The organism is Mycobacterium parmense (genome assembly GCF_010730575.1).
In the GTDB taxonomy this organism is placed as follows: domain Bacteria; phylum Actinomycetota; class Actinomycetes; order Mycobacteriales; family Mycobacteriaceae; genus Mycobacterium; species Mycobacterium parmense.
Genome location: NZ_AP022614.1, coordinates 5,118,977 through 5,143,053, shown reverse-complemented (window position 1 = coordinate 5,143,053; position 24,077 = coordinate 5,118,977). Strand labels below are relative to the sequence as shown.

Genomic DNA, 24,077 nt, shown 5'->3' with positions numbered 1-24,077 from the left:
CCGCTCGGTCAGCACGAGGTGGAACGACCGCCCGTTGGACGACAGATCAACAGCCAGGACACCCATACCGCTGGGTCAGTCATAACACGAGTCAGGCGACCAGACAGCCGCCAACATTCTCACAGTCATAGGAGCTGCCGACCGCTCGGACCGAGGACTGGATGCCCGCTTCTGCGTGCCGTTCGCTGAACCTGATCGAGGTGTATTGACTGCGATCCCCGATCCGTCTGGTGGACAACGTCTTTGAGATCAGTACACCTTCTTGTTGACGGTTCTAGATGGCTTGCTCGATCGCATCGAGGACCATCGAGGTGGCCATCGTGGAAGCGACCCGCCAGCCCAGCATCCCGCCGCGCGTAGGCGTCGGTGGCGAAAGCGACGTAGGCAAACCCTGCTCGACGGTGCATCTGGCCACTGGAGTGCCCTCGCGGTTGAGCGCCAGCCACACCTTGTGGGCACCGTACACGCCGTAGTTGGCGGCGTAGAGCCGGCTGATCTGTTCTTTGAGTTCGTCGTCACGGCGTTCGCGGCGGCTGGGCTCGCGGTTGATGTGGTCGTAATAGGTCGATGGGGCGATCGGCATACCCAGCTCGGTCAGCTGTGTGCAGATCGACTCGACACCCCACCGCAAACCATCAGGGCCATCGCGGTGACCGTGATGATCGGCGATGAACTGGGTGATTAGTGTGTTGGCAGGTCGAGCTCGGCCGCGGAGAAAGCCGACGCCGTCTTGAAAATCGCATTGGTCCTTCCGAATTCGGCGTTCTCTCGCCGCAGTCGTTTTAGCTCGGAGGACTCTTCGGTCGTGATCCCCGCGTGCGCCGCATCGATCTGAGCCTGGCGCACCCACTTGCGCACCGCCTCGGCCGTGCCAACACCAAGTAGCCCGGCGATCTCACTGGTCGCTGCCCACTCCGAATCGTGCTGATCGCTGATCTCCGCGTCCATCCGCACCGCCCGCTCCCGCAGCTCTGGCTGGTACCTCCTCGACAAACCACCTGACATGACTCCATCCTTTCCAAGAAATGGAGTCTCCAGACATGCCGGGGCGGTTGAACGCGCATGCCAACTCTTTCACGGTCCAAAACAGTTGTCATGGAAACGTGGGCATCGGTCATCGCGTTGGCGCGCTGGTTGGGAACCGAGAGCCCCGCGCCCGTGCCGAGGGTCCGTGCTGATGGCCGCATGGAGCTCGTCGGGCTGGCTGACGGCTTCCGGGGATCGACTGAGTTCTGGGCTGATTTGCTGCGCGATTGCCGCCGCCGCGCCATGACCGCAGCGGTGCTCGCGGTCGGCGACGGCGCCCTGGGCTTCTGCAAGGCGTGCGGGAGGTGTTCCCGGATATTCGAGAGTAGCGCTGCTGGTGGCATAAGCAGGCCAATATTCTTGCCGCACTGCCGAAATCGGTGCACCCAGGGTGCAGTCGCGGCGATGAAGGAGATCTACAACGCCGAGGATATCGACAAAGCCCAGCTCGCGATCAAAGCGTTCGAGATCGACTACGGCGCCAAATACCCCAAAGCGGTCGCCCAAGATCGTCGACGACGCCGAGGTGTTTTTGGAGTTCTACCGGTATCCCGCCGAGCATTGGATCCACCTTCGCACCACAAATCCGATCGAAAGTACCTTTGCGACAGTACGTTTGAGGACCAAAGTCACCAAAGGGCCGGGCTCCCGCGCGGCCTGGCTGGCGATGGCCTACAAGCTAATCGAGGCCGCCCAGGCCCGCTGGCGCGCGGTCAACGCACCACACTTGGTCGCCCTCGTCCGTGCCAGCGCCGTCTTCCACAAGGGCAAGCCGCTCGAACGGCCTATCGACATCACACCCGAACCGTCGGCAGCTGAGCCTCAAACCGTCGGATCGCAGGTCGCCTGAAACTCACCGATCCACAGGTCTTGACGATATCTCCACTCCCGATCCGTGTCTCCGGCACATCCACTCCTCGTAGTGTATGCCTCTACGGTTCAGGGCAGGTTCAGCATGTCGGCGCCGCCAGCCGCCCGAACTGGGAAAGCGACCGCTTAATTTGCCTCGGCCGATGACTCTAGCTTCGTGTCAGGAGTGAGGTGCACCCCACGCACTTCCGCAATTGCCGAAAAGGCGCCCCACAAAAAAGCGGTCAACTCTTCGACAAGGGCATCCTTGCTGACGGTCGGGGAATTCAGCCAGCGCAGCACACCAAGTCCCACCGCTCCCAGAGCAGCATCCACAACATATTCAAAGTTGGCGCCCTCGCCACCACGCGCCTCGATAGCGGCTGACCAAACATCCACCGTGGCGTCCGAGAGCGGCCTGCCGCCCTCGATCAAATCCGCGGGCGAACGCCCGTCCCTGAAGTGGGAATTCACCAGGAAACGAAAAAGATTAGGCCGCTTATCCACGAGCCCGACGTAAGCGGCCACCGCGGAGCTGACCAGCTCCAGCGCCGTGGTGGCGGCATCAAACTGCGGCACGACTTGCTCGATGATCATCTCCTGCACCCGCTGGCCGACCGCGGCGAATAAGGCGTCCTTATCCGCGAAGAATCGATACAGCTTGGGCCTGGGGATCCCCGCGGTCTTTACGACATCGTCGATGGACAGGTCAGGCCCATACTCGTCGATCGCGCGAAGCGTCGCTTCTATCAGCTCCGCCCGCACAGCAGCTCGATGCTCGCGCCAACGATCGGCTCGGGCATCTCCGGTCAACTCCGGTAGCAGCCGCCCCACGGCACCCAGGTTCATCGACACCCCGAAATTCTAATCTAAAAGCTAAAGCTACTGCACAAGCCAACGGTGCGTCAGGCAACTCCTCACGCGTTGAGCCTCTCGGTGCCCGCCTGGAAGCGCCTGAACGTCGCGCCGCGCGTGACGATCCGTCTTCACCATCATGAACGCGATTCATCGTAGCGGCCGGCCGACCCACCACGAGGGAGATTCGAAATCCAATTCTATTGACGGGTTGTGACGGTGATGCCACCATCAACCCATGCGCACTGACTGCAGGGATCATTCTGTAGGCGATGCCACGGCGGAGTCTTTGGCCTGGGCTGGTGGCGCATGACGATGGTGTTCGCGTCTGGCACTCTAGAATTGCCGGCTGAGGCGGTTTTCGACTACGCTGTCGACTACCGCCGGATGCCGGAGTGGGTCTTTGGGTTGCGCACCATTACGCCAATCGGCGAACTATCAGACGGGGTCGGCGCCGAATTTCGAGGAACCGGCAAGATCGGCCCAATCGCGATGACCGGAACGAGTCGCATCACCGAGTGGGAGCCGTGCCGGCGCATCACAGAGGCCTTGGTGACCAACAACGGCATAGTTGCCTTGGCAGCCGTTGCCACGACGCCGATGGGATCAGCAGTGACCCGCGTTGACATAACTGCCGACTACAAGTTCCCCGGTGGGCTCGCGGGCAAAGTCCTCCAGCGCGCTATCGAGCCGTTGCTTGGTTCAGGTATCCGACACACTGAACGAGCACTGCGTCGGCAATGTCTACGCACCTGCTGAACAGCTCCCACACACTGAGCCGTCCCGGCGTTTCCGGAGACTCCCGATCTTGGGAGGATTCGAGTTATGGCACGCCCGAGCAAGTATCCCGACGAGCTTCGTGAGCGTGCAGTGCGCATGGTCGCTGAGGTGCATCCGCAGTACCCCTCGCAGTGGGCGGCGATCACCGCAGTAGTCGAAACCCGGAACGAGGGCCCCCATACGTCTGGACCAAGACCGTCGACCAAATCTTGATCAGCATCGTCGGCAACTACTGCACCAAAATTAATGACTCAGGGCACTAGTTCGTTTGGGTGGCGTCCGGAATCCGGTGTAAATCGGCCTGCGGAGGTTCTGGCTTCGGTGAGTGATGCTACGCGGTGGCGCTGACGGTTTCGGTGGTGCTGCTAGCGAAGTCCGGGGTGTGCTGGGGCCACAGTTGCCGGGGTGGTTGCAGCAGGCTGCGGCGCAGGTCTTGGAGCTGGCGCAGCCCGGCGGGGGTCATGGTGAGTCCGCGCCAGCCGCGGGATGCGCGGTCGAGCACGGCCCAGGCGATGCTGTTACAACTGGTCTCGCCAGGGAAGCGGCCGATAACCTTTGCGCGGCGGCGGGTTTCTCCGAAGGTGCGTTCGATGAAGTTCGAGTGGCGGATGCGGTGATGATGTTCGGGCGGGAACCGCAGATAGGCGGTCAGGCCCTCGCGCTCGGTCAGCATGATCTTCATCGCTGCCGGGTAGGTGGTCGTGTAGCGGGTAGCGAACGCGGTCAGCCGGGCGTCGACCAGTTCGACCAGCCGCGGACCGGGCTCGGTTTTGAGGTCCTCAGTGTCGAAGCAGGCCCAGTAGCCGTCGCGGATCTCGGCCTGCATCCCGGCCGGGATCTTGGCCAGCACGTTGCGTAACCGCTGGATCAGGCAGCGTTGCCGCAGCGCGGTCGGGAAGACCTGCTCGATCGCGGCGATCAGGCCGCGGGCACCGTCGGAGATGACCAGCAGCGGGCACGCTAGCCCACGGTCGGTGAGATCGGTCAGGAAATCGGCCCAGGCCTCGGTCGACTCCACCACGCCGGGGGCCAGGCCAACAAAGACGGGCTTGCCGGCGGTGGTGACGCCCCACGCGGCCAGGATCGGCTCGGCCGGCGAGCCGGGATGCATCCGGAAGAAGGAGGCATCCAGGAACAGCTAATCGAGCACGACATCGCCCAGGGGCGCCGCGCCCAGGTGTTGTACTCGGTTTTTATCGCTTGGCATACCTGCGAGACAGTCGATTTCGAGATCGCGGCCTGATCACCGAGCGCATCGGCAAGGGTGGCCTCGACATCACGCACCGACAGTCCGCGCACGAACGAGGCGATCACCAGCGATTCCAGCGCATTGGTTTTGGTGACGTGCTTGCCGAACAGGCGTGAGACGAACGCGGCGGTCGTGCCGCGCAGCTTGGGCCGCTCCAGGGTGACTGGGCCGACGGTGGTCTTGACCGTCGCTGGCCGATAACCATTGCGCGCCCCGGGGCTGCGCATCCGGCGCGGCCGCGGCGCGTTGGTAGCGGTCACGGCCGAGGAACTCGGTCACCTCGGCCTCCAGCGCGGCCTGCATCAGCAACTGTGCGCCGAGCCGGGCCACCTCCTCCAGAATCTCGGGCAGCTCACGATCGGATGCGAACAGCTCGTCGATCTTGGCGCGAACACGATCAGTCGGCGATACTCGTGCAGGCACGGGCATAGGTCCTTTCTTCGATGACTTGGTAGGTCTCGAAGCAGAACCTATGCCCGGCCCATTTACACCGGCTTTAGGACGCGACCGTTCGTTTGCCTTTTCTTCCCAGACTGCGCCGGACGCCGAGGCGACGCCGCCCTCCCGCCGCCTTGACGACAAGTGCTAGTGTGGCCGTGCCCAGCACAAGGTAACGGCGCCACCCCAGCGCCTCCACGACCATTGCTACCGAGGCCGTGGCCAAGACAAGCACTACAACGCCCGAACGGCGAATCGAATCTAATCTCATGGCCAATAACTATAGCGTTCGTCGCGACCGTCTGGAATGCAGGCCATGGCCTTTAAGAGCTCCACACTGAATCGCCCCGGCATGTCCGGAGACTCCACTTCTTGGGAAGGTTGGAGTCATGTCAGGTGGTTCATTGAGGAGGTATCCGCCGGAGCTGCGTGATGAATCGCCCTGGTTCTGTCGGAGGCTCGGGTTATTGGATTCCGATCAGGGGTTGGTCGGTCCGTTGTGCATCGTAGAAGGTGGCTTCGAACTCGGTCGGAGGAACGTCGGCGAGGTAGCTGTGTAGGCGGCTGGTGTTGTGCCAGTACACCCAGGCCAGGGTCGCCAGCTCGACGTCCTCGACGGTCTTCCAGGGCCCGGTGTGAGCCGGCCCGTAGATCAGCTCGGCCTTGTAGTAACCGTTGACGGTCTCGGCCAGAGCGTTGTCGTAGCTGTCCCCGATGGTGCCGATCGAGGGCACCGCACCGACCTCGGCGAGACGTTCACCGTAGCGGATGGAAGTGAACTGGGACCCGGCATCGGAGTGACATGTCAAGCCCGGCAATGTGTTTCCACGTGACCAGCGGGCCATCTCGATCGCGTCGAGCACCATGGTTGTGCGCATGTGGGAGGCCACCCGCCAGCCCACGATCATCCGGGAGTAGGCATCGACGATGAAGCACACATACGCCACCCCAGCCCAGGTCGGCACGAATGTTAGATCCGTGACCCACAGTTGGTTCGGCGTAGTCGCCGTGAACTTCCGCTTGACCAGATCGGGGTGGCGAGGCGCTGTCAGGTCGGGTTTGGTGGTGCGGACCCGTTTGCCGCGCCGCGCTCCTTGGATGCCGGCTGCGCGCATCAGTCGGGCGACCTGGTCTCGCCCGACGTCGTGGCCGGCACGGCGGGCGGCTTTCCACAGCTTGCGGGCGCCGTAGACCCGGTAGTTGTCCCACAGCGCCACCAGGGCGGGCGCCAGCTCGGCGTCTCGACGGGCCCGTGCCGACAGCGGCCGTGCCTTGGTGTCGTAGTAAGTACTCGGGGCCACCGACACCCCTGCGGTGCGCAGGACGGTGCAGATGGGCTCGACCCCGAATTCCCCACGGTGGGTGTCGATGAAGTCGACTACTTCTTGTGTTGGCGGTCGAGCTCCGCGCCGAAGAAACTGGCCGCTCGTTTCAGAATCTCGTTGGCCCGCTTCAGTTCTCGTATCTCTTGCTCGAGCTCTTTGACCCGCTGTGACTCCGCAGTGGACACCCCAGGTGCATACCCGTCGTCGATATCGGCCTGACGCACCCAGGAGCGCACCGACTCGACCCCGTAGCCGAGCTGGCGGGCTACCCGTGACACCGTTCCCTGCTCGGTGCCCAACTCGGCACGCAGTGCCCGCACCATCCGCACTGCAGCGGCCTTCTCCTCCGGGCTGTAACGACGCGCCGTGGGCTTCCCAGACGACTGTTCCTTCGGCATACCTGCATCCTCGTTTCCAAGGTCAGGAGCCTCCGGGATTTCCAGGGCGATTCACACCTCGGCAGTCTTGCCGGAGAATCCCGGAATGCTCATCAGCAGTTCCCGGGTGAGGCGAAAGGGCGCCATCGCTTCCTCGATGCGCTCATCGAGGCGACCGATATCGGCGGTGTGAGCATCGATGCGGTCAAGGAACAACCGGGACATAAACGCGTGATGCTCACTGAACCGGCCGATCAACGCCTCGGTCAACGCCGGGATCTTGCGGCGCAGCGTCCGCTTGGCCAGATCGGCAATCATGGCTGGATCGTTCTGGCCGGCGATCAGCGCCTCGAGCATCGCTCGTCCGGACACTCCGGTGATGTCGGTGGCCACCGAGGTGAGTTTGATCCCGGCGTCTTCGAGCAGCTTCTCCAACCGCATTACCTCGCGCGAGCATTCCCGGGTGATGTGCGTGCGTGCGTGGGTCAGATCCCGCAGCGCGCGAATTGTCAACGGCAATCGAAAACTGATCAGGAGTCGGCAAGCACTGGTCAGTATTCACTTGCCGCCGACACGAATCGGCGGCGGCGGCACCAACGACGCCGTCACCAGCCCGTGAGCCCCGAGATCGGCCAGCCACGCAGCATCAGACACATCGGTCTTGCGGCCGGGCACATTGCGCACCCGCGACGCATTGATCAGCATCATGTTCAGCTCATCGTCGAGCAGGTAGTAGAACGGTTTCCAGTAGTCGCTGGTGGACTCGATCACCACACACGTGACCTTCTGCGCGATAAGATGCTCACGCAACGCCAGGATCTGTGATGTCATGGCACCCCATGTCGTCACTGTCGACGACGCTCCTCTGCGTCCATGGCCCTGAATCCGCACACAGACCTTCGCGTCTTTCTTCGAGCAATCGATTCCCGCGCACCGCGGGTGCACCACATCCATCGAACTCACCGCCTCCCAACAGGATTGACAAAGGGGCGTGTTCCGGGGAGATGTCGGCGTCGTCTGAAAACTGACCCCGTGTCGCCGTTGACAGGAGAGCGGGATGAAACAGAATTCTGACACTCGTGCTCGACGGCAACATTCCACGGTCCCCGTGGATGGGGGGCTCTCCACCCTCAGGCTAATTTGCGGGCTCACAGGCAACATAGTGCAACCGGGGTCAACCGAAACACCTTCCAGCATGAACCGTCGGCCGCCTGGACGCTGAACCCAGCGCAGGCCCCGTTCGGAACCGCAACTGGCTCGCGGAATTTTCGATCACCACGGTGAGAGCGAAGCGCGCCCGAGAAGCTAGTTTGATAAAGTCGGGTCGACCGCTCCGGCCGTGGTGAGCACGGTTTTGCGGCCGCGCCCGTTGCGGGAGTTGCCCGAGCCATAACCAGCCGGATCGCCGTACTCATAGCCCAGGTGATCAGCGATCTCGACATCCAAAGCGCGTTGGAGCACCGCCTTGGTCATCTGCGCCAACAGCCCCTCAGGTGGAGGCGTGGTGGTCGAACGAGCTGGCCACCGCACGGCGGATCGACTGGTTCAACCACCGCCGCCTGTATGAATACTGCGGCGATGTTCCGCCAGCCGAACTCGAGGCCGCCTATTACGCTCAACGCGAGAGAGCAGCCGCCAGCTGAGCTCTCACATCAGAAAGTCTCCGGACTCACCGAGACAGTCCCCGTTGGATTATCCGGCGATGAGCGGATTTGTGCGGTGCTCACCGTTTCCTCGGTTTGAGCCAGAAGCCATTTCGGAAGTGCTTTGGTGTGATGTCGAGGCCGGCAGAGTTGCCGGCCGGGATGCTTTGGTCGTGAAGCGCAGACCGTCATCGATCTTGCCGCGGCGTATTTGACGGACATCGAAGAGGTAATTCTGCTTTGCTTTCCATGGACCGCGGGATCCAGACTTAGGGAGTTGATCCATCGCGCGTTGGAAGTAGCCGGGCGCAAAATCCGTGAACGGCAGTTCCTCGACATCCTCGCCAGGGTGGGGAGCTACGACGGTGTCGTAGCCGTGCGCATCCATGTAGTTGAGTAAGCGACAGACGTATTCAGACACCAGGTCTGCTTTCAGTGTCCAGGACGCGTTGATGTAACCGATAGTGAACGCCATGCTCGGGACGTCGGATAGCATCATGGCCTTATAGGTCATCGACTTCGCGACGTCGACGACCTGGCCGTTACGGGTAATCTTGGCGCCGCCGAACAGCCGCATGTTCAAACCGGTCGCGGCGACAATGATGTCGGCCGTCAACTCCTGACCCGAGGAAAGCTTGATCCCGGTCCTGGTGATGTGGTCGATAGTATCGGTGACTACATCGGCCTTGCCGTCCCGAATGGCCTTAAAAAGGTCGCCGTTAGGGGCCAGGCATATCCGTTCATCCCACGGGTTGTACTTCGGCCCGAAATGCTTATCCACGTCATAGCCTGCGGGCAGCTGGTGCTTAGCCCAAGCGATCAGCGCTTTTCGCATGGAACGGGGAAAGCGACGCGCCAGTCTGTACTGCGCCACAGCTAACAGGATGTTCTTCCAGCGGTTGACGAAGTCCGCGCTCCTTGTCGGTAACCACTTGATGAGCTGCACGGCAATGGGGTCGATGTTTGGCAGCGATCCGATGTAAGTCGGTGAACGCTGCAGCATCGTTACCTGGCCAGCGCCTGAATCCACGAGGGACGGAATAAGGGTCACTGCGGTAGCACCGCTGCCGATGACGATGACGTTCTTACCCGCATAATCGAGGTCTTCGGGCCAGTTCTGCGGGTGAACAATAATTCCTTCGAAATCCTTCTCGCCCCGGAATTCTGGACGATACCCCTGGTCGTAGTCGTAGTAGCCGCTGCACGCAAACAGGAACGCGGCCGTGATCTCGGTCGTCTTTTGGCGGTCCCCAGCCACCTTGATCGTCCAGCGCCTGTCGGCGTCCGACCAGTCCGCAGACAATACCTGGCTACCAAACCGGATGTGGTTGTCGATGCCGCTCTCGGCGGCAGCTTCCCAGAGATAATCCTTGATCGTGGCGCCATCAACGGTAAAGCGCGGCGAGTGCCACGGCTTGAAACGGAACCCGAAGGTGCACATGTCGGAGTCCGATCGGATGCCCGGATACTTGAACAGGTCCCATGTACCACCCAGATCAGCTCTGCGCTCTAGAACTACATAACTCTTGTTGGGACAGCGCTCCTGCAGATGCCAGGCAGCGCTGATACCGGAAATACCCGCACCCACAATCACAACGTCAAAGGATTCGGACATAAAACTGCTTGCTCCCTTCTTGGCGACGGTCTCGGTGAAATTCGGTTCACTTCAGGTAGCCGACCAGGGCCCCCTTGGTGCCGAAGAGTTCCTCCTGCCATTGCTCGAGCAACGCGTTGGTGTCGATGTCGTCGGGATGAAATCCCGGTCGCAAGTATTGCCTGAGCTCTGGGATCAAACCCCGAAATATCGGACCGCGGTAGACCCGATAGGTCTCACGCACCAGTCGCACTGGCTGACGGCACGCTTCGGGATCCCGCGCCACCGAATACGCCAGCGTGCCACTCATGAGGAGGAGCAGAAGGGGGATCATTACCGCCATCACACGTCGACGCACCCGCTCGGTACCCCCCACCGAGCGGAATACGTCAAAGGCAACCGACTTGTGCTCAAGTTCCTCCAGCGCATGCCACTTCAGGAGATTCCACACCTCCGCATCACCCGGGATCGCCCGGAAGTCCTCATCGCCGAGCAGCCGCTCAGCAAGTATCGCGGTGAAGTGTTCTGCGGCTGCTGTCACCGCCAGCGGAATCCGGGCCGGCAGCACCTCCTCGATGCGTTTCACCCAATCAACAAACTTTTCGGAATCCCACCACCCAATCGGATACCCCATGTCAACGAGCTTGTCATTGAGCGCCCGATGCTGCTGGCCATGCACCGATTCCTGACCGATAAACCCGGCCACCCGCTTCTTCAACCCAGGATCGGCGATCTCATCGGCAAACCGGCGCACCGACCGAATGAACAACTCCTCCCCCGGCGGGAACGACCCCGACAAGTTCGCCCACAGGTGGCTGAAGATGATGTCGTCATCGAAGAAATACTTGCTGCCCTCGCCAAAGGGGAAACGTATCCGCCGGGTTCTCGGATACCGAGACCCCACACTTGCCGCACTTGCAGTGGTCACTGCCCCTTGTCCTATGTCTCCGTCGACCATGACAGGCTGCCCTTCCTCGAACATCCAGTTTCGGATACCGATAGTATCGGGTGTAGACGTGGTGCTACAAGTCAAATGTCCCGCTCGCTCGCTTGGGGAGACGCGGGCGCAGAAAGCGCCATGCCCGGGGTACGCAGATGCGCCTGAAGCGGGTGTGGCTGTTGACTTCCATTTCGATGGCACCACTGACCGCCGCCAGATCAAAGATCGTCTCGATCATCGACGAACACACCCGCAAATGCGTCGACGGTCGGGTGGCGCGCGGCATCACCGGCGAGGACCTGGTCCTCGAATTTGACCGCCTGGCCAGACAGCGTGATACCCGCCCGACGGCGCTGCGGTGGAGCAATGATCAGGAACCTAATAGCTTTGTAGGGCACTGGACGATTCCTGATCAGAACTCGGGGCTAGACCCCCTTCCACAGGCGGGAACGCCGGCTGCTCTGCGACCTTCCGAGTGAGCGGTCGGCCAGCGAGTGTCGACGGAACGCCTGACCGATACCGGGGTCGGCTAGACCTGCCGGGAGAACGGCGAGGTCGGCGTGTCGTGACCGGCTGCTCCTCGGAAGGGGTTGGGGTGGGGAACGTGGTTCGAGCCCGCCTGCACGATCGACACCTCATCGACGGGGAGCCGTTGAGCTCTGACAAAGACTGGGGGTCGTGCGGGTTGCTGGGGTCGCGAACGGCTCAATCGGAGGTCAGGCCATCAGAGCCTTGCTATTAGGGCGCCGCGCGTTCTCACAAAGGGTCACGCACCCAACACATTTCGACAACCAAGGAGGTAAATTTGTCCATGGTCACGTGTGGGATCGACTGGGCCCAGGATCATCATGACGTCGCGCTGGTGGATGCCGACGGTCGGCTGGTCGCCAGACGGCGCATCCCCGAGTCGGTCGCCGGATTCGCCGAACTGACCGCCATGCTGGCCGATGCCGACGACGACCCTGAGGATCCGATCCCGGTCGCGATCGAGACCCCGCGCGGGTTGCTGGTCGCCGTGTTGCGGGCCAGCGGTCGACCGATCTACCCGATCAACCCGATGTCGGTGGCCCGCTATCGGGAACGGACGTCGATGTCGGGCAAGAAGTCTGACCACGGCGATGCGGTCACGCTGGCCAACATCCTGCGTACCGACATCGACCAGCATCGTCGGTTACCCGCCGACACCGAACTGGCGCAATCGATCACCGTGCTGGCCCGTGCCCACCAGGACGCCACCTGGCGGCGTAACCGGGCCGGCAACGAACTGCGGTCGCTGCTGCGGGAATATTTCCCGGGTTTCCTGCACGCCTTCGCCGACCGTCCCGGCGGAATCACCGCACCCGAAGCTCGTGCGGTGCTCGCCATCGCTGCCACCCCGGCCAAGGCGGCGCGGCTGTCAAAGCCGCAGATCACCGCCGCCCTGCGCCGCGCCGGACGCCAACGCGGCCTGACCACGCTCGCGGCGACAATCCACCAGCAGCTGCGGCTGCCGCAGCTGCGACACCCCGCCCCGGTCGAAGACGCCTTCGGTATCCAAGCAGTCGCATTGCTGGCCACCCTCGACGCTGAGTGCGCCAACGTCGACCGGCTGGGCGAGGCCACCGCCGCCACCTTTGCCCAGCACGCCGACCACAGGATCATCACCTCATTTGTGGGGGTCGGCGACCTTACCGGTGCCCGCCTGCTCGCCGAAATCGGCGACGACCGAACACGATTCGCCGACGCCCGAGCATTGAAGGCGTTCGCCGGGTCGGCGCCCGTCACCAAAGCCTCTGGGCCCAGCATCCGCATCACTCACCGGCACGTGAAGAACAACCGACTTGCCGCCGTCGGATTCGTCTGGGCGTTCATCGCGGCCGGCTGCGAAGGACCCACCCGCGCTCACTACCTGACACGCCGCGACCACGGCGACCGCCACCCCGCAGCCCTGCGCCACCTCTACAACCGCATGCTCGGCCAGCTCTACCACTGCCTGCAAACCAGCCAAACCTACGACCCAATCAAGGCATACCGACCACCCCCGACGCACCCCACACGAGCCGCCGCTTGACTGTTAACAAGATCGGAGGTCTGTGGGTGCGACGCGATGTCGCGCATGTGAGTGAGCTCGTGGAGTGGAGGTCGGCGATGCCGGTCGCGTAGTTCTCGGTTGGTGTTCGTGACCGATCCCCGCCCTGACGTGCGTCGACGGGTCCTGCCCGTGGGCGTGCGAAGCTCAGGGAAGAAGCCCAAGGGCCCCCGTTCCGTCTGGGGGAACGACCGGGCGAGGGAAGGCCGGACGGGCGAATGCGAATGAACCCTTGATGACGCCTCGTTATTTGAAGCCCGGGAAGACGGGTTGAGAACCCGGGTGATAGGACCCGGCCGCTGGCAGTGGCGGCAAGCGGCGACCGGAGGCCACAGGCCGGTCGTGCGAACACCGCTGGTCTCGGGGTATAGAGGGCGCCCTCCCCGGCCGTATCTCGTATGCGCGGAACGTGGAAACCCCGTCGGGTCCGGCCTTCGGGCCGGTAGGCCGATCGTGAGAGGGGCGGAATCCCTCGGCGGGAACAGGATGCTCAAGAAGCGAATGCCGATGGCCGAAAGGCAGCGGGACCTGTGGTCGTGGTGCCGCCGCTCCTCCTGGGCGGCGATCATGGGGAACCGGTCGGATACCAGCGTGGTGGCTGGGCTCGAAAGGGCGCTGACGTGGGCAGGTGAGCCTTTGAAATACCGAGACCGAGGGCCTTGCGAACCGGAAGGGCAAGTTGGACACCGTAGAGGTGAACGGACCGGAGGGCGTTTTCGATTGGACCGTCGTGGATTGGCGTGTCCATGAGGAAAACGTAGCGAGGTTGCGGCGCAGGATCTTCAAGGCGACGCGGGAGCAGGACTGGGCCTCGGTCCGGTCGCTGCAGAAACTGATGCTGGGTTCCTGGTCGAACACGTTGGTCAGTGTGCGACAGGTGACTCAGCGCAATGCTGGGCGTCGAACGGCCGGGATCGATGGGGAGGTTGCCCTGTCGCCCGAGGCGAGAGCGAATATTGCGGTGCGAGTGCATGATTCGCGGTCGTCGTGGGAGCCCTTGCCGGTTCGGCGTGTGTATATTCCGAAGGCCAACGGAAATCAGCGTCCGCTCGGTATCCCCGTGGTGATGGACCGCTGTCATCAGGCGCGGGTACGCAACGCGCTGGAGCCCGAGTGGGAGGCTCGGTTCGAGGCCCGTTCCTACGGGTTTCGCCCGGGCCGTAGCTGTGCCGATGCGATCCAGTCCCTTTTCCTCACGCTCAAAGGGCCACGAGCCCAACGGGCATGGATTCTGGACGCCGATTTGTCGGCCGCGTTCGACAGAATCGACCATCCTCGGCTACTCGACAAGCTGGGGTCGTTCCCGGCCAAGGAAATGATCCGAAAGTGGCTGAAAGCCGGGGTGATCGAGAACGGCGGGTTCGCGCCGACCGAGGAGGGTTCTCCGCAGGGCGGGGTGATCAGCCCGTTGCTGATGAACGTGGCACTGCATGGCCTGGAGGAGGCCGCGGGAGTTCGTTACCGCAGTTCGACCGGTGTTTACGCCGGCGCGGCGATAGCGGGCAACCCGGTTCTGGTGAGATATGCCGACGATATGGTCGCCTGCTGCCATTCACGTGAGCAGGCCGAACACGTCAAGGCGCAGCTTGCCCGGTGGCTGGCTCCGAGGGGTCTGGTCTTCAACGAGGATAAGACGCGCATCGTCCACCTCGAAGAGGGATTCAGCTTCCTCGGATTCAACATCCGCTGCTACCGCCACGGTAGACGGCCGGGCAAGTTGTTGATCAAGCCGAGCCCGGAGGCGATCGAGCGTATCCGCAAACGGTTGGCCGAGGAGATGCGCAGGCTGCGCGGCTCCAACGCCAGGGCGGTGATCGCCCGGATGAACCCGATTATCCGGGGATGGTCCGCCTACTATCGAGGTGCGGTGTCCAGCAAGGTTTTCAGCTCGCTGGACCACTATATGTGGCGGCTCACCTCCGGGCGGGCGCGCCGACCGCATCCGAAGAAGCCGAAAAAGTGGATCGCACGCCGCCACTGGGGTCGGTTCAACAAGTTCAGGAACGATCAGTGGGTGTTCGGCGATCCCGAACGGCCGTTGGATGACCGCCGTGAAAACATCGCGTGTCTGGTCAAATTCTCCTGGACTCACATCGTCCGACACACGCTAGTCGCGGGCCGGGCGTCTCCCGACGCCCCGGAATTGGCCAGCTACTGGGCCGAACGACGGCGCAAGGTCAAACCCGCGCTGGACAGCTACAACCTGCGCCTGCTCGCCAAGCAGGACGGACGGTGCCCGCTGTGTGGCGATCATTTGTTGACCGTCGATCAACCCCCGCAGTCGCCCTCCGAATGGGAACGGTGGTGGTTAGGAGTTGTCAAGCGAGCCATCGCCGCCGAGCATCTCACCCACCACGGGCGGCTGGCCCGGTTGGACGAGACCCACCTGGTACACGCCTCCTGCCATCGCAGCCTTCGGGCTAAGTTGCGCGGGAGCCCAACGAATTACGCAGTTCCCGCAACGTCCTCGGGGCTTGCTTGAGCCGTATGCCGGGACGACTGGCACGTACGGTTCTGAGGGGGGACCGCCGCAGCAATGCGGCGGTCCTACCCGACATGAGCCTCGGTGAGGCAGCCTGAAGGGGCGCCGCCTTCCCGAGGGTGCTCTGAATTCGGTTTGTCTGATCAAGGACCGGCGTTGGCGCGCTGGTTGGGAAGGTACGCCCATGCTCACGGTAGTTCACGACGTCGACGAGTCCAACGACAACACCGGTTCGGGTCGCTCGTTACTCGATGAGGTCGTCCGCGATGGCGCCCGGCAAATGCTTGCGGCGGCGCTGGAGGCCGAAGTCGGCCTATATCGCGCAGTTCACCGATCAGGTTGACGAGAATGGGCATCGCCTAGTGGTGCGCAACGGCTACCACGAGGAGCGGACCGTGTTGACGGCCGCTGGGGCGGTGCCGGTCAAGGCCCCGCGGGTCAACGACAAGCGCATCGACGCTGACACCGGTGAGCGGTGCCGGTTTTCCTCCCCGATTTTGCCGGCGTGGGCGCGCAAGTCGCCGCAGATGACCGAGGTGTTGCCGCTGCTGTGCCTGCACGGGCTGTCCAGCGGGGATTTCGGCCCGGCGCCGGAGCATTTCCTCGGCACGGGCGCGGCGCTCTCGGCGACCGAGATTACTCGGCTGACCGCGCAGCGGCAGGACGAGGCCAAAGCCTTCGGCAAGCGTGACTTATCCAGCACCGATTACCTGTATTTGTGGGTGGATGGCATCCACCTCAAGGTGCGCCTTGAGGTGGAGAAACTCTGTTTGCTGGTAATGATCGGGGTCCGTGCTGATGGCCGCATGGAGCTCGTCGGGCTGGCTGACGGCTTCCGGGGATCGACTGAGTTCTGGGCTGATTTGCTGCGCGATTGCCGCCGCCGCGCCATGACCGCAGCGGTGCTCGCGGTCGGCGACGGCGCCCTGGGCTTCTGCAAGGCGTGCGGGAGGTGTTCCCGGATATTCGAGAGTAGCGCTGCTGGTGGCATAAGCAGGCCAATATTCTTGCCGCACTGCCGAAATCGGTGCACCCAGGGTGCAGTCGCGGCGATGAAGGAGATCTACAATGCCGAGGATATCGACAAAGCCCAGCTCGCGATCAAAGCGTTCGAGATCGACTACGGCGCCAAATACCCCAAAGCGGTCGCCCAAGATCGTCGACGACGCCGAGGTGTTTTTGGAGTTCTACCGGTATCCCGCCGAGCATTGGATCCACCTTCGCACCACAAATCCGATCGAAAGTACCTTTGCGACAGTACGTTTGAGGACCAAAGTCACCAAAGGGCCGGGCTCCCGCGCGGCCTGGCTGGCGATGGCCTACAAGCTAATCGAGGCCGCCCAGGCCCGCTGGCGCGCGGTCAACGCACCACACTTGGTCGCCCTCGTCCGTGCCAGCGCCGTCTTCCACAAGGGCAAGCCGCTCGAACGGCCTATCGACATCACACCCGAACCGTCGGCAGCTGAGCCTCAAACCGTCGGATCGCAGGTCGCCTGAAACTCACCGATCCACAGGTCTTGACGATATCTCACTCACGGATGTCGAAGAGGTAATTGGTGTTTTACCTGCCATGGCCCTCGAGATCCCGCCTTCGGTAGCTGGTCCATCGCGCGCTGGAAGTAGCCTGGTGCGAAATCGGCGAAGGGTTCTTCTTCGACATCTTCCCTGGATGAGCGGCTACGACGGTGTCGTAGCCGCGCGCGTCCATGCAATTGAGCAGGCGACAAACGTATTCCGATACCAGGTCGGCCCTCAAGGTCCACGATGCATTGATATAGCCCATGGTGAACGCCATGGTGGGCACATCGGACAGCAACATCGACTTATAGGTCATCGACTTGCTGACGTCGACATCCTGGCCGTTACGACCAAGCTTGGCGCCCCCAAAAGCCACAAGTTCAATCCTGTTGCGGTAGAAGATGATATCGGCCGCCAACTCGTGACCCGTTCTGGTGAAGCGGTCGATGTTGGCGAACGTTGCAGCATCGTTATGTGCCCGGCGCCGCTGTCGATAACGACGACGTTCTTTACCGGCATAATCAAGGTCTCTGGGCCGGTGCTGAGGTTGCAATATGGGCCCACCGAAGTTCTCCTCGCCGGGAAAGTTTGGTCGGTAACCCGCGTCGTAGTTGTAATAGCCGCTACACATGAAGACGAACCGCGCCTCGAGCTCTAATTCCTCAGCCGTTCCGAACCGCCTTGATGGTCCAGCGCCGGCTGGCGTCCGACCAAGCGGCAGACAAGACCTGGGTACCGAAGTGAATGTGCTCATGGATGCCGTTCTCGGTCGCGACCTCACGCAGATAGTTCTTGATTGTCGGCGCGTCGACAGTGAACCTGGCCGAGTGCCAGGGCTTGAAGGAATCCGAACGTGCACATATCTGAGTCCGACCTGATGCCCGGATACTTGACCAGATCCCACGTGCCACCCGGATCACTTCTGCGCTCTAGAACTACGTACCTATTACCGGGGCAGCGATCCTGCGGGTGCCAGGCAGCGCTGATACCGGAAATCCCCGCTCCCACGACCACCACATCGAACAACTCTGACATGTTAATCGAGGTTAGCAACCCGATGACCTTGTCGCCAAACCGCTCGATCGACTCCGCATCTACTCCGTCGGACCGCCTTGATGCGGCGCAGAAGGTCCGCGCCGCAACGCATCTGCGTGCCACAACGTGTTCTGACCACTTCACTTCCTAGTGAAAGAGGACCGGCATCGTCCTAGCCTTCCCCAAGGACCGTTATTGCCAAACGCAAGCTCGGCTGTCACTGGGGGACTGCACCCCACCGAGATAGTCCCAGAGGGAAATGAGTAGTTTCATGCGAACCCGAAGGTCGGCATCGATCGATGCGGCAGCGCACTTTGTGTGCGAGATCGCCGTGTCGCTACCGTGGTCCGGGTCGCGCGTGCAGCTGGGAGGCCGGAGGCATATTGGGCGGGGCGCAATGCTTGATGAGATCATCGACGTTCTGTCCGACCCGCTCAGGCGCGGTACCTACCGACGGTGGGTAGAGCATGATGTGGTCTAGCACGCCCTCGTAGCGGCGTAGCCCGTTGCGAACCTCGTCAGCGGTGCCGGCGACACCCATGACGTCGATCATGTCATCGGTGACGGCGTTGAACATGGCCTGAAAGTCGCTGCGGGTGAAGGCTTCTCGGATGACGGCACCCTGCTTGGCGAATCCGCAGAAGTCGAGCAGCGGTTCGTAGGTCCTGACCGAGGCGTAGAATGCGATCTGCTGCGCTACCTCGCGACGAGCGATCTCGGGGTCGTCGTGGATGGAGCACATCACCATCGACACGATCTCGACGCCGTTAGGGTCGCGCCCGGTGCGTTGTGCGCCCTTGGCCACCGCAGGCCGCACGACTTCCTCCACATACGCGGTGGTGAAGAGTGGATGCCCGGCCAAGCCGTCAGCGACCCGTCCGGCGGCTTCACACATTCGCGGCCGCACGGCGGCGGTGACGATGGGGATATTGCGCGCAGGGGGTTCTACCGGCCCGGTGGGGACGAGATTCATATTGTAGAAACGGCCCTCATGGCGGACGGGTCCTTCGTGCAGGTTCCAGATGCGCCGGATAAGGGGTACGAGTTCCTCGACGCGCAGGGCGGGGGCGCTGGTATCGGTGACAGAGTGCCAATCGCTCATCATCCGTTTGGTGCCGTTGCCGATCCCGAGCACGACCCGACCACCGGACAGTTCGTCGAGGTCGCGTGTTTCGGTCGCCAAGACCAGCGGACTACGTCCGATGCCGTAGAGGATTGACGACCCGATGCGACACCTGTTCGTCGAGGTTGCCATCGCCGCCATCGAGATGGATCCCGACCGGGTGTAGAACTCGGATGCCCAGACGGCGTCGAACCCGGCCTGGTCGGCAGCCGCGGCGGTGGCCTTCATCGCGGCAAGTTCAGGGGCGACGACTGAAAGTCCATAAGTACTCATAAGTGACGGCTCCATCGTGTGGTAGGTGACAGACGGTGTCAGCGGCTAGTTGACCCGAAGGCGAAAGCCCATCGCCGCCGACAGCAAGCAGGTGTGTCAGCGTTGCCTCAGGACCGCGGTCTCAGTCCTCGACGGCGAGAGCGCCTGTGGGGCAGCACGATACTGCTTCTTCGATGAGTGATCTGTGGCATTCCGGTGGCTCGGGGTTCACGATATTGAGTTGGCCATCGTGCCTGACCTCGAAGAAGTCAGGAGCCAGGCCTTCACACATTCCGATTGACGAGCATCGGTTGCGGTCGACTCTGATCTTCATACCACGCCGCCTTACGCGTTCGGGGTGAAGCGGACGGGAAGGTGATTCACGCCGTGGAAGAACGTGCTGACGGTGTAGCTGGGTGGCCCGCAGACTTCAATATCAGGCAGGCGGTGCAGCAGTTCTCTGAAGAGCGCAGCGAGTTGCTGCCTGGCCAGCTGGTTGCCGAGGCAGTGATGGATTCCCCCGCCTCCGAAGCTCACGTGCGGGTTAGGGTCGCGCGACAGATCGAACTTCTCCGGGTTAGTGAACACGGTGGTGTCCCAGTTGGCCGAGCTGTAGAAAAGTATGATCTTGTCACCCTCGGTGATCTGCTGCCCGCCCAGTTCGCAGTCGCGAGCCGCCGTCCGGCGAAATGTCATGATTGGTGTGGCCCACCGGACGAATTCTTCCACGGCCCCTTTGATCCGTCCGTCGAAATCCTCCATGAGCCAAGCTCTTTGGTCTGGGAAGTCCGTCAATGCTTTCATCGCGTGACTGGTGCTTTGGCGCGTGGTGTCGTTCCCGGCGATCGTGAGAAGTATGAAAAACGAGACGATCTCGTCGTCGGTGAGTTGTTCGCCGTCCACTTCAGCTTGAACGAGGTTCGTCATAAGGTCATCTTCGGGCTGCCGGCGACGTGCGGCGATGATTTCGCGGGCGCCATCGCCCAAGAATCCCATCGCTTGGAACAGGCGAGGTATGACCGGGTCTTCGCCCATCACCTCCGGGTCGCTCCACCCACCGGCATACCGTGACTCCCACGCGATGTCGCGGCGCATCGAGTCCGGCACGCCCATCATGTCGAAGATGTTGTGCATCGGCAGCAACGCGGCGCACTGGTCGACGAAGTCAGCCTCGCCTTGCGGGGCAAGGCCATCGACGACCCGTTTCGCGTTGGCCTCGATCTGGTGACTGGTCAGCCGCATTTGCTTCGGTGTGAATGCGGATGCCAGCAATCGTCGAATCTTGGTATGCCGCGGCGGGTCCATAGCGATGAAGCCTTGCGCGGTGTCGAGCAGTTCCTGCGGGATCGACTCCATCACAATGCCTTGACCAGACAGGAAATCGTCGTGTCGCCGGGTCGCCTCGACAAGTAGCGGGTGGGTGACCACGGCCCAGAAGCCTTGGTCGTCCTCGTCGTCGATCATGGTGTGCTCGACGCGCGGGTGCCAGCTGATGGGGGCGCGTCGGCGCAGCTCCGCGTAGGTCTTCTCACGGTCAGCGGCGGTGCCAGCCCAAAAGGCAGTCGAGGACAGGTCGGCAGAATCATACGAACGTGCTGAACGACGCTCCACCGACGACTTCGGAGCGGAAGCGCTGACAGTCATGAGGGTCCTCCCGAGCTAGTGTCTCCACGCCAGTGTTTACACTTTTCTCTATAAAGTCAACATCCAGACAAAAATCTGCGTTGTGTAAACGGCCTCGCGGGATCTGCGCCCAAATAGCGAAGGGCGATCCGCGAGATCCGCTCACCGGTCAGACTTGCATCGGCAGAAGGAAGCACGACATGGCTCACAGTGAGCCTCACCAGCGCATCGGCGACTTCATGCACGTCATCGGCATCCAGACCTGGAAAGTGCTCGTTGAACCAAGTCACGAGGGCTGCCGAGGATAGCTCCAGCAGCGATGCCGAGGTCGGCAGGAGCGGCAACATACCGGTTGTCTCGGAAACCGTTTTGTCTGTAGGCCGATTTGACGTCAACACCGCCTTCAAGAGCGGGCTCGCTTCCGCTTCCTCGAGGGTGTACGACACCGCGGCGGTGATACCCCCGCGGACATCTCCGGCGTGTTGTGCCGAAACTGCGTGAATGCCGTTCAAGAATCGTTCGCCTTCGGACACAACCAGCGCGTCACCCAGTCCCTGCTTATCGGTGAATTCCTTGTAGAGCGTCGGGCGGGACACGCCGACAAGCTTGGCGACTTCACTCATGCGAACCCGATGCCAGCCCTTCTCGATAGTGAGGTCACGCGCAGCCCTGAGAACTTGCTCACGCATGTGCTGGCGAAACGAGAGGCGAACGGACTCTGTGGACATGGTGAGCAGGATATGCGTCTTGCACAAGTGTTCCGTCCGGGCGGTGGAGGACCACACCTGCTTGCTGTCGAAGATGACCAATCGCCGGTCCCTGCATGATTTCGTTGATGCGGTTCTAACGCCGGCTCGGAGCGTTCGATGGCTTAGTCGGCAAACGCCGGCGTGATAACGGTGGGCGTAAGCGTTGCCAGGACAGTGGCCACGCTTGGTCGTCACCACCAAAGACCACGCGAAGTCGTTCCCCATTCCATGGGCGTCGTAGCGTCCTCGCTCCGAATTCTGCCGCCGCCTGATCCGAGACGCTTGCGCTCGCGTTAGGGCCCCAAACCATCTTCACCGATGACGTGCATGGCACCAAGCGCGACAGGATCCGCGCGAAAAGACCTTGATTGGCTTTCGATGCGCGTCTCATCGGAGTTCGAAATCTGCGATCTCAGGTGCACGCAATAGTTCTCGGTGCCGCTCGGGTGTCCACGGAAACAATTCGGGAAGCCCATCTTTGCCTAGGTACCAACTGTTGCAACCGGTAACCCAAATTGTTTGTGGCATCGCTGCTTTCATGCTGTCGTTGTAGCCCTTGGTGGCCAACTTGGTGGGCGCGGCGGCGACGATGCGGCCCTCACGGATCCGGTTAATCCACCACAGCACATAATCAGCCTGGTCCTCGGCGACCGGTATCAGTGACTGGTTGCCGATCGGCGAATGCGGACCCATCAGCATGAACAAGTTTGGGAATCCGGGCACCGCGACCGACCGATACGCCGTGGGGCCATCGGCCCATGCCTCGTCGAGGGTGAGCCCACGCTCCCCGACCACTGTCAGCGGGCGCACGTAGGCCCGGGCGTCAAACCCGGTGGCATAGACCAGCAGGTCGAGTTCGTGCAAGGTACCGTCGGCCGTGATGACGCCGCGAGGCTCGATGTGGTCGATCGTCTCGTTGATCACCTCCACACCCGGTTGTTGGACCGAACGGTAGAAATGTCCCGCCATAATCTGGCGCTTGCACATCGGCTGATCTTTCGGGGTGAGTTTCGCGCGCAACTGCGGGTCGCGCACCGAGAGTCGCAGGTTCCATCGACATAGCGTCTGAACCAAGCGGCGCTGAAATCCCGGACGGATCGGCGCGCGGCCGAAGATGCGCCTGACCACCAATCCCCAGAACCAATAGCCCAGGCCGTTCAACCTCGGCCACCGCGTCAACGCGGCCTGGATCAGCGGTGAGTAGTGCGGATTGGGCATCGGAAAGACCCACTGCGCAGTGCGTTGGAAGACGGTGAGCCGACTGACCTTGCCCCCGAGTTCGGCAATGATCTGTATGCCTGTCGAGCCCGTCCCGATCAGTCCGACCCGCTTGTCCCGCAAGGTGACGGAGTGATCCCATTCCGCGGAGTGGAACACCGGCCCGGCAAAACTCTCCTGGCCGGGAATGTCCGGATAGCGCGGCACCCGGAGCACGCCGGTCGCGGTGACAAGGACGTCGAATGTCTCTTCGCTGTCGTCGGTCGTGATCCGCCACCGCTCGTCGTCGTATCGGGCGGATATGACCTCGGCGCCGAACTTGATGTGCGGGCGGATGGCCCGTTCGTCGGCCACCTGCTGGAAATAGGCCTGGATCTCCGGCCCCGGCGGCAGCAGGTGCGACCAGTTCGGGTTGGGCCGAAACGAGTAGGAGTAATACCGCGATGGGATATCGCAGGTTAGCCCCGGGTAGGTGTTGTCTCGCCATGTGCCGCCGACATCCTCGGCCTGTTCGAAAATGGTGTACGAGTCAATGCCGGCGTCCTGCAGCTTGATCGCCATGCACAGTCCCGACATGCCCGCACCGATGATTGCGACTTTGACTGACCGTTGTTCCGTCATGTTCATCACTCATTCTTGAAGTGCTACTTGTACTCGGCACTGCCGATCACGCCGATACCGGCGCCGCTACGCACTAAGGCATTGATGCGCGCTTCCGCTCGTTGTCGGCACACGACCAGCCGTCCTACCCGCGCACGCCGGTGCGGCGACCCTTGTTCCGTGCACCAAGCGTTCCCTCCTGCTGCCCCAGTTGCGGACCGCTACACGTGTGGAGCCACCAACAGTGTTAACCGTCGTTAGCGTACCCCTCGAAAATGGCTCCGGTGGGTCAAAAGCCGCGCTGCGTGGACGTTCGGCACCCAGATGCCAAGC

The 24,077-nt window shown here is 62.3% G+C and carries 15 protein-coding genes, 7 pseudogenes and 1 other annotated feature; of the genes and pseudogenes, 8 read left to right on the top strand and 14 right to left on the bottom strand.

All coding sequences use genetic code 11. The features are described 5' to 3' along the window. Positions 1–124 precede the first annotated feature (124 nt). Positions 125–1,005 (bottom strand): annotated as a pseudogene (locus tag G6N48_RS23730) (DDE-type integrase/transposase/recombinase); the annotation flags it as partial. Positions 1,006–1,062: 57 nt separating this feature from the next. On the opposite strand from G6N48_RS23730, the pseudogene G6N48_RS29010 reads away from it, so the two are divergent. Continuing rightward, positions 1,063–1,476 (top strand): annotated as a pseudogene (locus G6N48_RS29010) (transposase); the annotation flags it as partial. An 82-nt stretch (positions 1,477–1,558) separates the two neighbouring features. After that, on the top strand, positions 1,559–1,876 hold the full coding sequence (locus G6N48_RS29005; protein ID WP_367870059.1) for a hypothetical protein: 318 nt from the start codon (positions 1,559–1,561) through the stop codon (positions 1,874–1,876). Positions 1,877–2,022: 146 nt separating this feature from the next. Here the strand turns inward: G6N48_RS29005 and G6N48_RS23720 are convergent, their stop codons facing one another. Further along, positions 2,023–2,724: a TetR/AcrR family transcriptional regulator gene (locus G6N48_RS23720; protein ID WP_033721584.1), complete on the bottom strand. Its 702-nt coding sequence runs from the start codon at positions 2,722–2,724 to the stop codon at positions 2,023–2,025. 315 nt (positions 2,725–3,039) lie between these two features. On the opposite strand from G6N48_RS23720, the gene G6N48_RS23715 reads away from it, so the two are divergent. Beyond that, complete coding sequence (locus G6N48_RS23715; protein ID WP_007172254.1) at positions 3,040–3,489, top strand: SRPBCC family protein; 450 nt, start codon at positions 3,040–3,042, stop codon at positions 3,487–3,489. 352 nt (positions 3,490–3,841) lie between these two features. Here G6N48_RS23715 and G6N48_RS29060 read toward each other — a convergent pair. The 6 genes and pseudogenes from G6N48_RS29060 to G6N48_RS23680 form a co-directional block, all read right to left on the bottom strand. Beyond that, positions 3,842–5,182 (bottom strand): annotated as a pseudogene (locus tag G6N48_RS29060) (IS256 family transposase). A gap of 479 nt (positions 5,183–5,661) precedes the next feature. Next, a protein-coding gene (locus G6N48_RS23700) for an IS3 family transposase (RefSeq protein ID WP_087588774.1) occupies positions 5,662–6,920 on the bottom strand; the annotation gives its coding sequence in 2 pieces (ribosomal slippage) (positions 5,662–6,617 and positions 6,617–6,920; 1,260 coding nt in all). Next, positions 6,490–6,621: a sequence feature (AL1L pseudoknot), on the bottom strand. It overlaps the preceding gene by 132 nt. Before the next feature lie 54 nt (positions 6,921–6,974). After that, positions 6,975–7,853: pseudogene (locus G6N48_RS23695) on the bottom strand (IS110 family transposase); the annotation flags it as partial. A gap of 369 nt (positions 7,854–8,222) precedes the next feature. Next, a pseudogene (locus G6N48_RS23690) lies at positions 8,223–8,429 on the bottom strand (transposase); the annotation flags it as partial. A 162-nt stretch (positions 8,430–8,591) separates the two neighbouring features. Beyond that, on the bottom strand, positions 8,592–10,157 hold the full coding sequence (locus G6N48_RS23685; RefSeq protein WP_007172240.1) for a flavin-containing monooxygenase: 1,566 nt from the start codon (positions 10,155–10,157) through the stop codon (positions 8,592–8,594). A gap of 46 nt (positions 10,158–10,203) precedes the next feature. Beyond that, complete coding sequence (locus tag G6N48_RS23680; RefSeq protein WP_172975555.1) at positions 10,204–11,094, bottom strand: metal-dependent hydrolase; 891 nt, start codon at positions 11,092–11,094, stop codon at positions 10,204–10,206. 137 nt (positions 11,095–11,231) lie between these two features. Here G6N48_RS23680 and G6N48_RS28995 point away from each other — a divergent pair, with 137 nt between their 5' ends. From G6N48_RS28995 to G6N48_RS28715, 5 genes and pseudogenes are all read left to right on the top strand, one after another. After that, a complete protein-coding gene (locus G6N48_RS28995) occupies positions 11,232–11,555 on the top strand; it encodes a hypothetical protein (RefSeq protein ID WP_007172237.1) in 324 nt (107 codons plus the stop codon). A 332-nt stretch (positions 11,556–11,887) separates the two neighbouring features. Beyond that, a complete protein-coding gene (locus tag G6N48_RS23670; protein ID WP_085271241.1) occupies positions 11,888–13,126 on the top strand; it encodes an IS110 family RNA-guided transposase in 1,239 nt (412 codons plus the stop codon). Positions 13,127–13,838: 712 nt separating this feature from the next. Then, positions 13,839–15,626 carry a group II intron reverse transcriptase/maturase gene (gene ltrA, locus G6N48_RS23665; RefSeq protein WP_046186391.1) on the top strand — a complete coding sequence of 596 codons (1,788 nt, stop codon included), beginning with the start codon at positions 13,839–13,841 and terminating at the stop codon, positions 15,624–15,626. A gap of 251 nt (positions 15,627–15,877) precedes the next feature. Further along, positions 15,878–16,720: pseudogene (locus tag G6N48_RS28720) on the top strand (transposase); the annotation flags it as partial. Next, complete coding sequence (locus tag G6N48_RS28715; protein WP_250644919.1) at positions 16,695–17,123, top strand: transposase; 429 nt, start codon at positions 16,695–16,697, stop codon at positions 17,121–17,123. The pseudogene G6N48_RS28720 and the gene G6N48_RS28715, both read left to right, overlap by 26 nt. Positions 17,124–17,160: 37 nt before the next feature. Here the strand turns inward: G6N48_RS28715 and G6N48_RS23655 are convergent. The 6 genes and pseudogenes from G6N48_RS23655 to G6N48_RS23630 form a co-directional block, all read right to left on the bottom strand. Then, a pseudogene (locus G6N48_RS23655) lies at positions 17,161–18,179 on the bottom strand (flavin-containing monooxygenase); the annotation flags it as partial. Between the two features lie 337 nt (positions 18,180–18,516). Then, positions 18,517–19,575: an LLM class flavin-dependent oxidoreductase gene (locus tag G6N48_RS23650; RefSeq protein ID WP_007172230.1), complete on the bottom strand. Its 1,059-nt coding sequence runs from the start codon at positions 19,573–19,575 to the stop codon at positions 18,517–18,519. 121 nt (positions 19,576–19,696) lie between these two features. After that, complete coding sequence (locus G6N48_RS23645) at positions 19,697–19,888, bottom strand: ferredoxin (RefSeq protein WP_007172229.1); 192 nt, start codon at positions 19,886–19,888, stop codon at positions 19,697–19,699. An 11-nt stretch (positions 19,889–19,899) separates the two neighbouring features. After that, positions 19,900–21,198: a cytochrome P450 gene (locus G6N48_RS23640; protein WP_007172228.1), complete on the bottom strand. Its 1,299-nt coding sequence runs from the start codon at positions 21,196–21,198 to the stop codon at positions 19,900–19,902. A 56-nt stretch (positions 21,199–21,254) separates the two neighbouring features. After that, positions 21,255–21,866, bottom strand: coding sequence for a TetR/AcrR family transcriptional regulator (locus G6N48_RS23635; RefSeq protein ID WP_046184315.1), 612 nt, complete (start codon positions 21,864–21,866; stop codon positions 21,255–21,257). 447 nt (positions 21,867–22,313) lie between these two features. Beyond that, complete coding sequence (locus tag G6N48_RS23630) at positions 22,314–23,771, bottom strand: flavin-containing monooxygenase (protein ID WP_007172226.1); 1,458 nt, start codon at positions 23,769–23,771, stop codon at positions 22,314–22,316. Positions 23,772–24,077 lie beyond the last annotated feature (306 nt).

Excerpts from the sequence above, each read along its gene's own strand:
- G6N48_RS28715 (WP_250644919.1), top strand. The coding sequence starts at position 16,695 with ATGCCGAGGATATCGACAAAGCCCAGCTCGCGATCAAAGCGTTCGAGA.
- G6N48_RS23630 (WP_007172226.1), bottom strand. The coding sequence starts at position 23,771 with ATGAACATGACGGAACAACGGTCAGTCAAAGTCGCAATCATCGGTGCG.
- G6N48_RS23680 (WP_172975555.1), bottom strand. The coding sequence starts at position 11,094 with ATGGTCGACGGAGACATAGGACAAGGGGCAGTGACCACTGCAAGTGCG.
- G6N48_RS23720 (WP_033721584.1), bottom strand. The coding sequence starts at position 2,724 with ATGAACCTGGGTGCCGTGGGGCGGCTGCTACCGGAGTTGACCGGAGAT.
- G6N48_RS28995 (WP_007172237.1), top strand. The coding sequence starts at position 11,232 with ATGCGCCTGAAGCGGGTGTGGCTGTTGACTTCCATTTCGATGGCACCA.
- G6N48_RS23645 (WP_007172229.1), bottom strand. The coding sequence starts at position 19,888 with ATGAAGATCAGAGTCGACCGCAACCGATGCTCGTCAATCGGAATGTGT.
- G6N48_RS23640 (WP_007172228.1), bottom strand. The coding sequence starts at position 21,198 with ATGACTGTCAGCGCTTCCGCTCCGAAGTCGTCGGTGGAGCGTCGTTCA.
- G6N48_RS23650 (WP_007172230.1), bottom strand. The coding sequence starts at position 19,575 with ATGAGTACTTATGGACTTTCAGTCGTCGCCCCTGAACTTGCCGCGATG.
- G6N48_RS23635 (WP_046184315.1), bottom strand. The coding sequence starts at position 21,866 with ATGCGTGAGCAAGTTCTCAGGGCTGCGCGTGACCTCACTATCGAGAAG.
- G6N48_RS23670 (WP_085271241.1), top strand. The coding sequence starts at position 11,888 with ATGGTCACGTGTGGGATCGACTGGGCCCAGGATCATCATGACGTCGCG.
- G6N48_RS23715 (WP_007172254.1), top strand. The coding sequence starts at position 3,040 with ATGACGATGGTGTTCGCGTCTGGCACTCTAGAATTGCCGGCTGAGGCG.
- G6N48_RS23685 (WP_007172240.1), bottom strand. The coding sequence starts at position 10,157 with ATGTCCGAATCCTTTGACGTTGTGATTGTGGGTGCGGGTATTTCCGGT.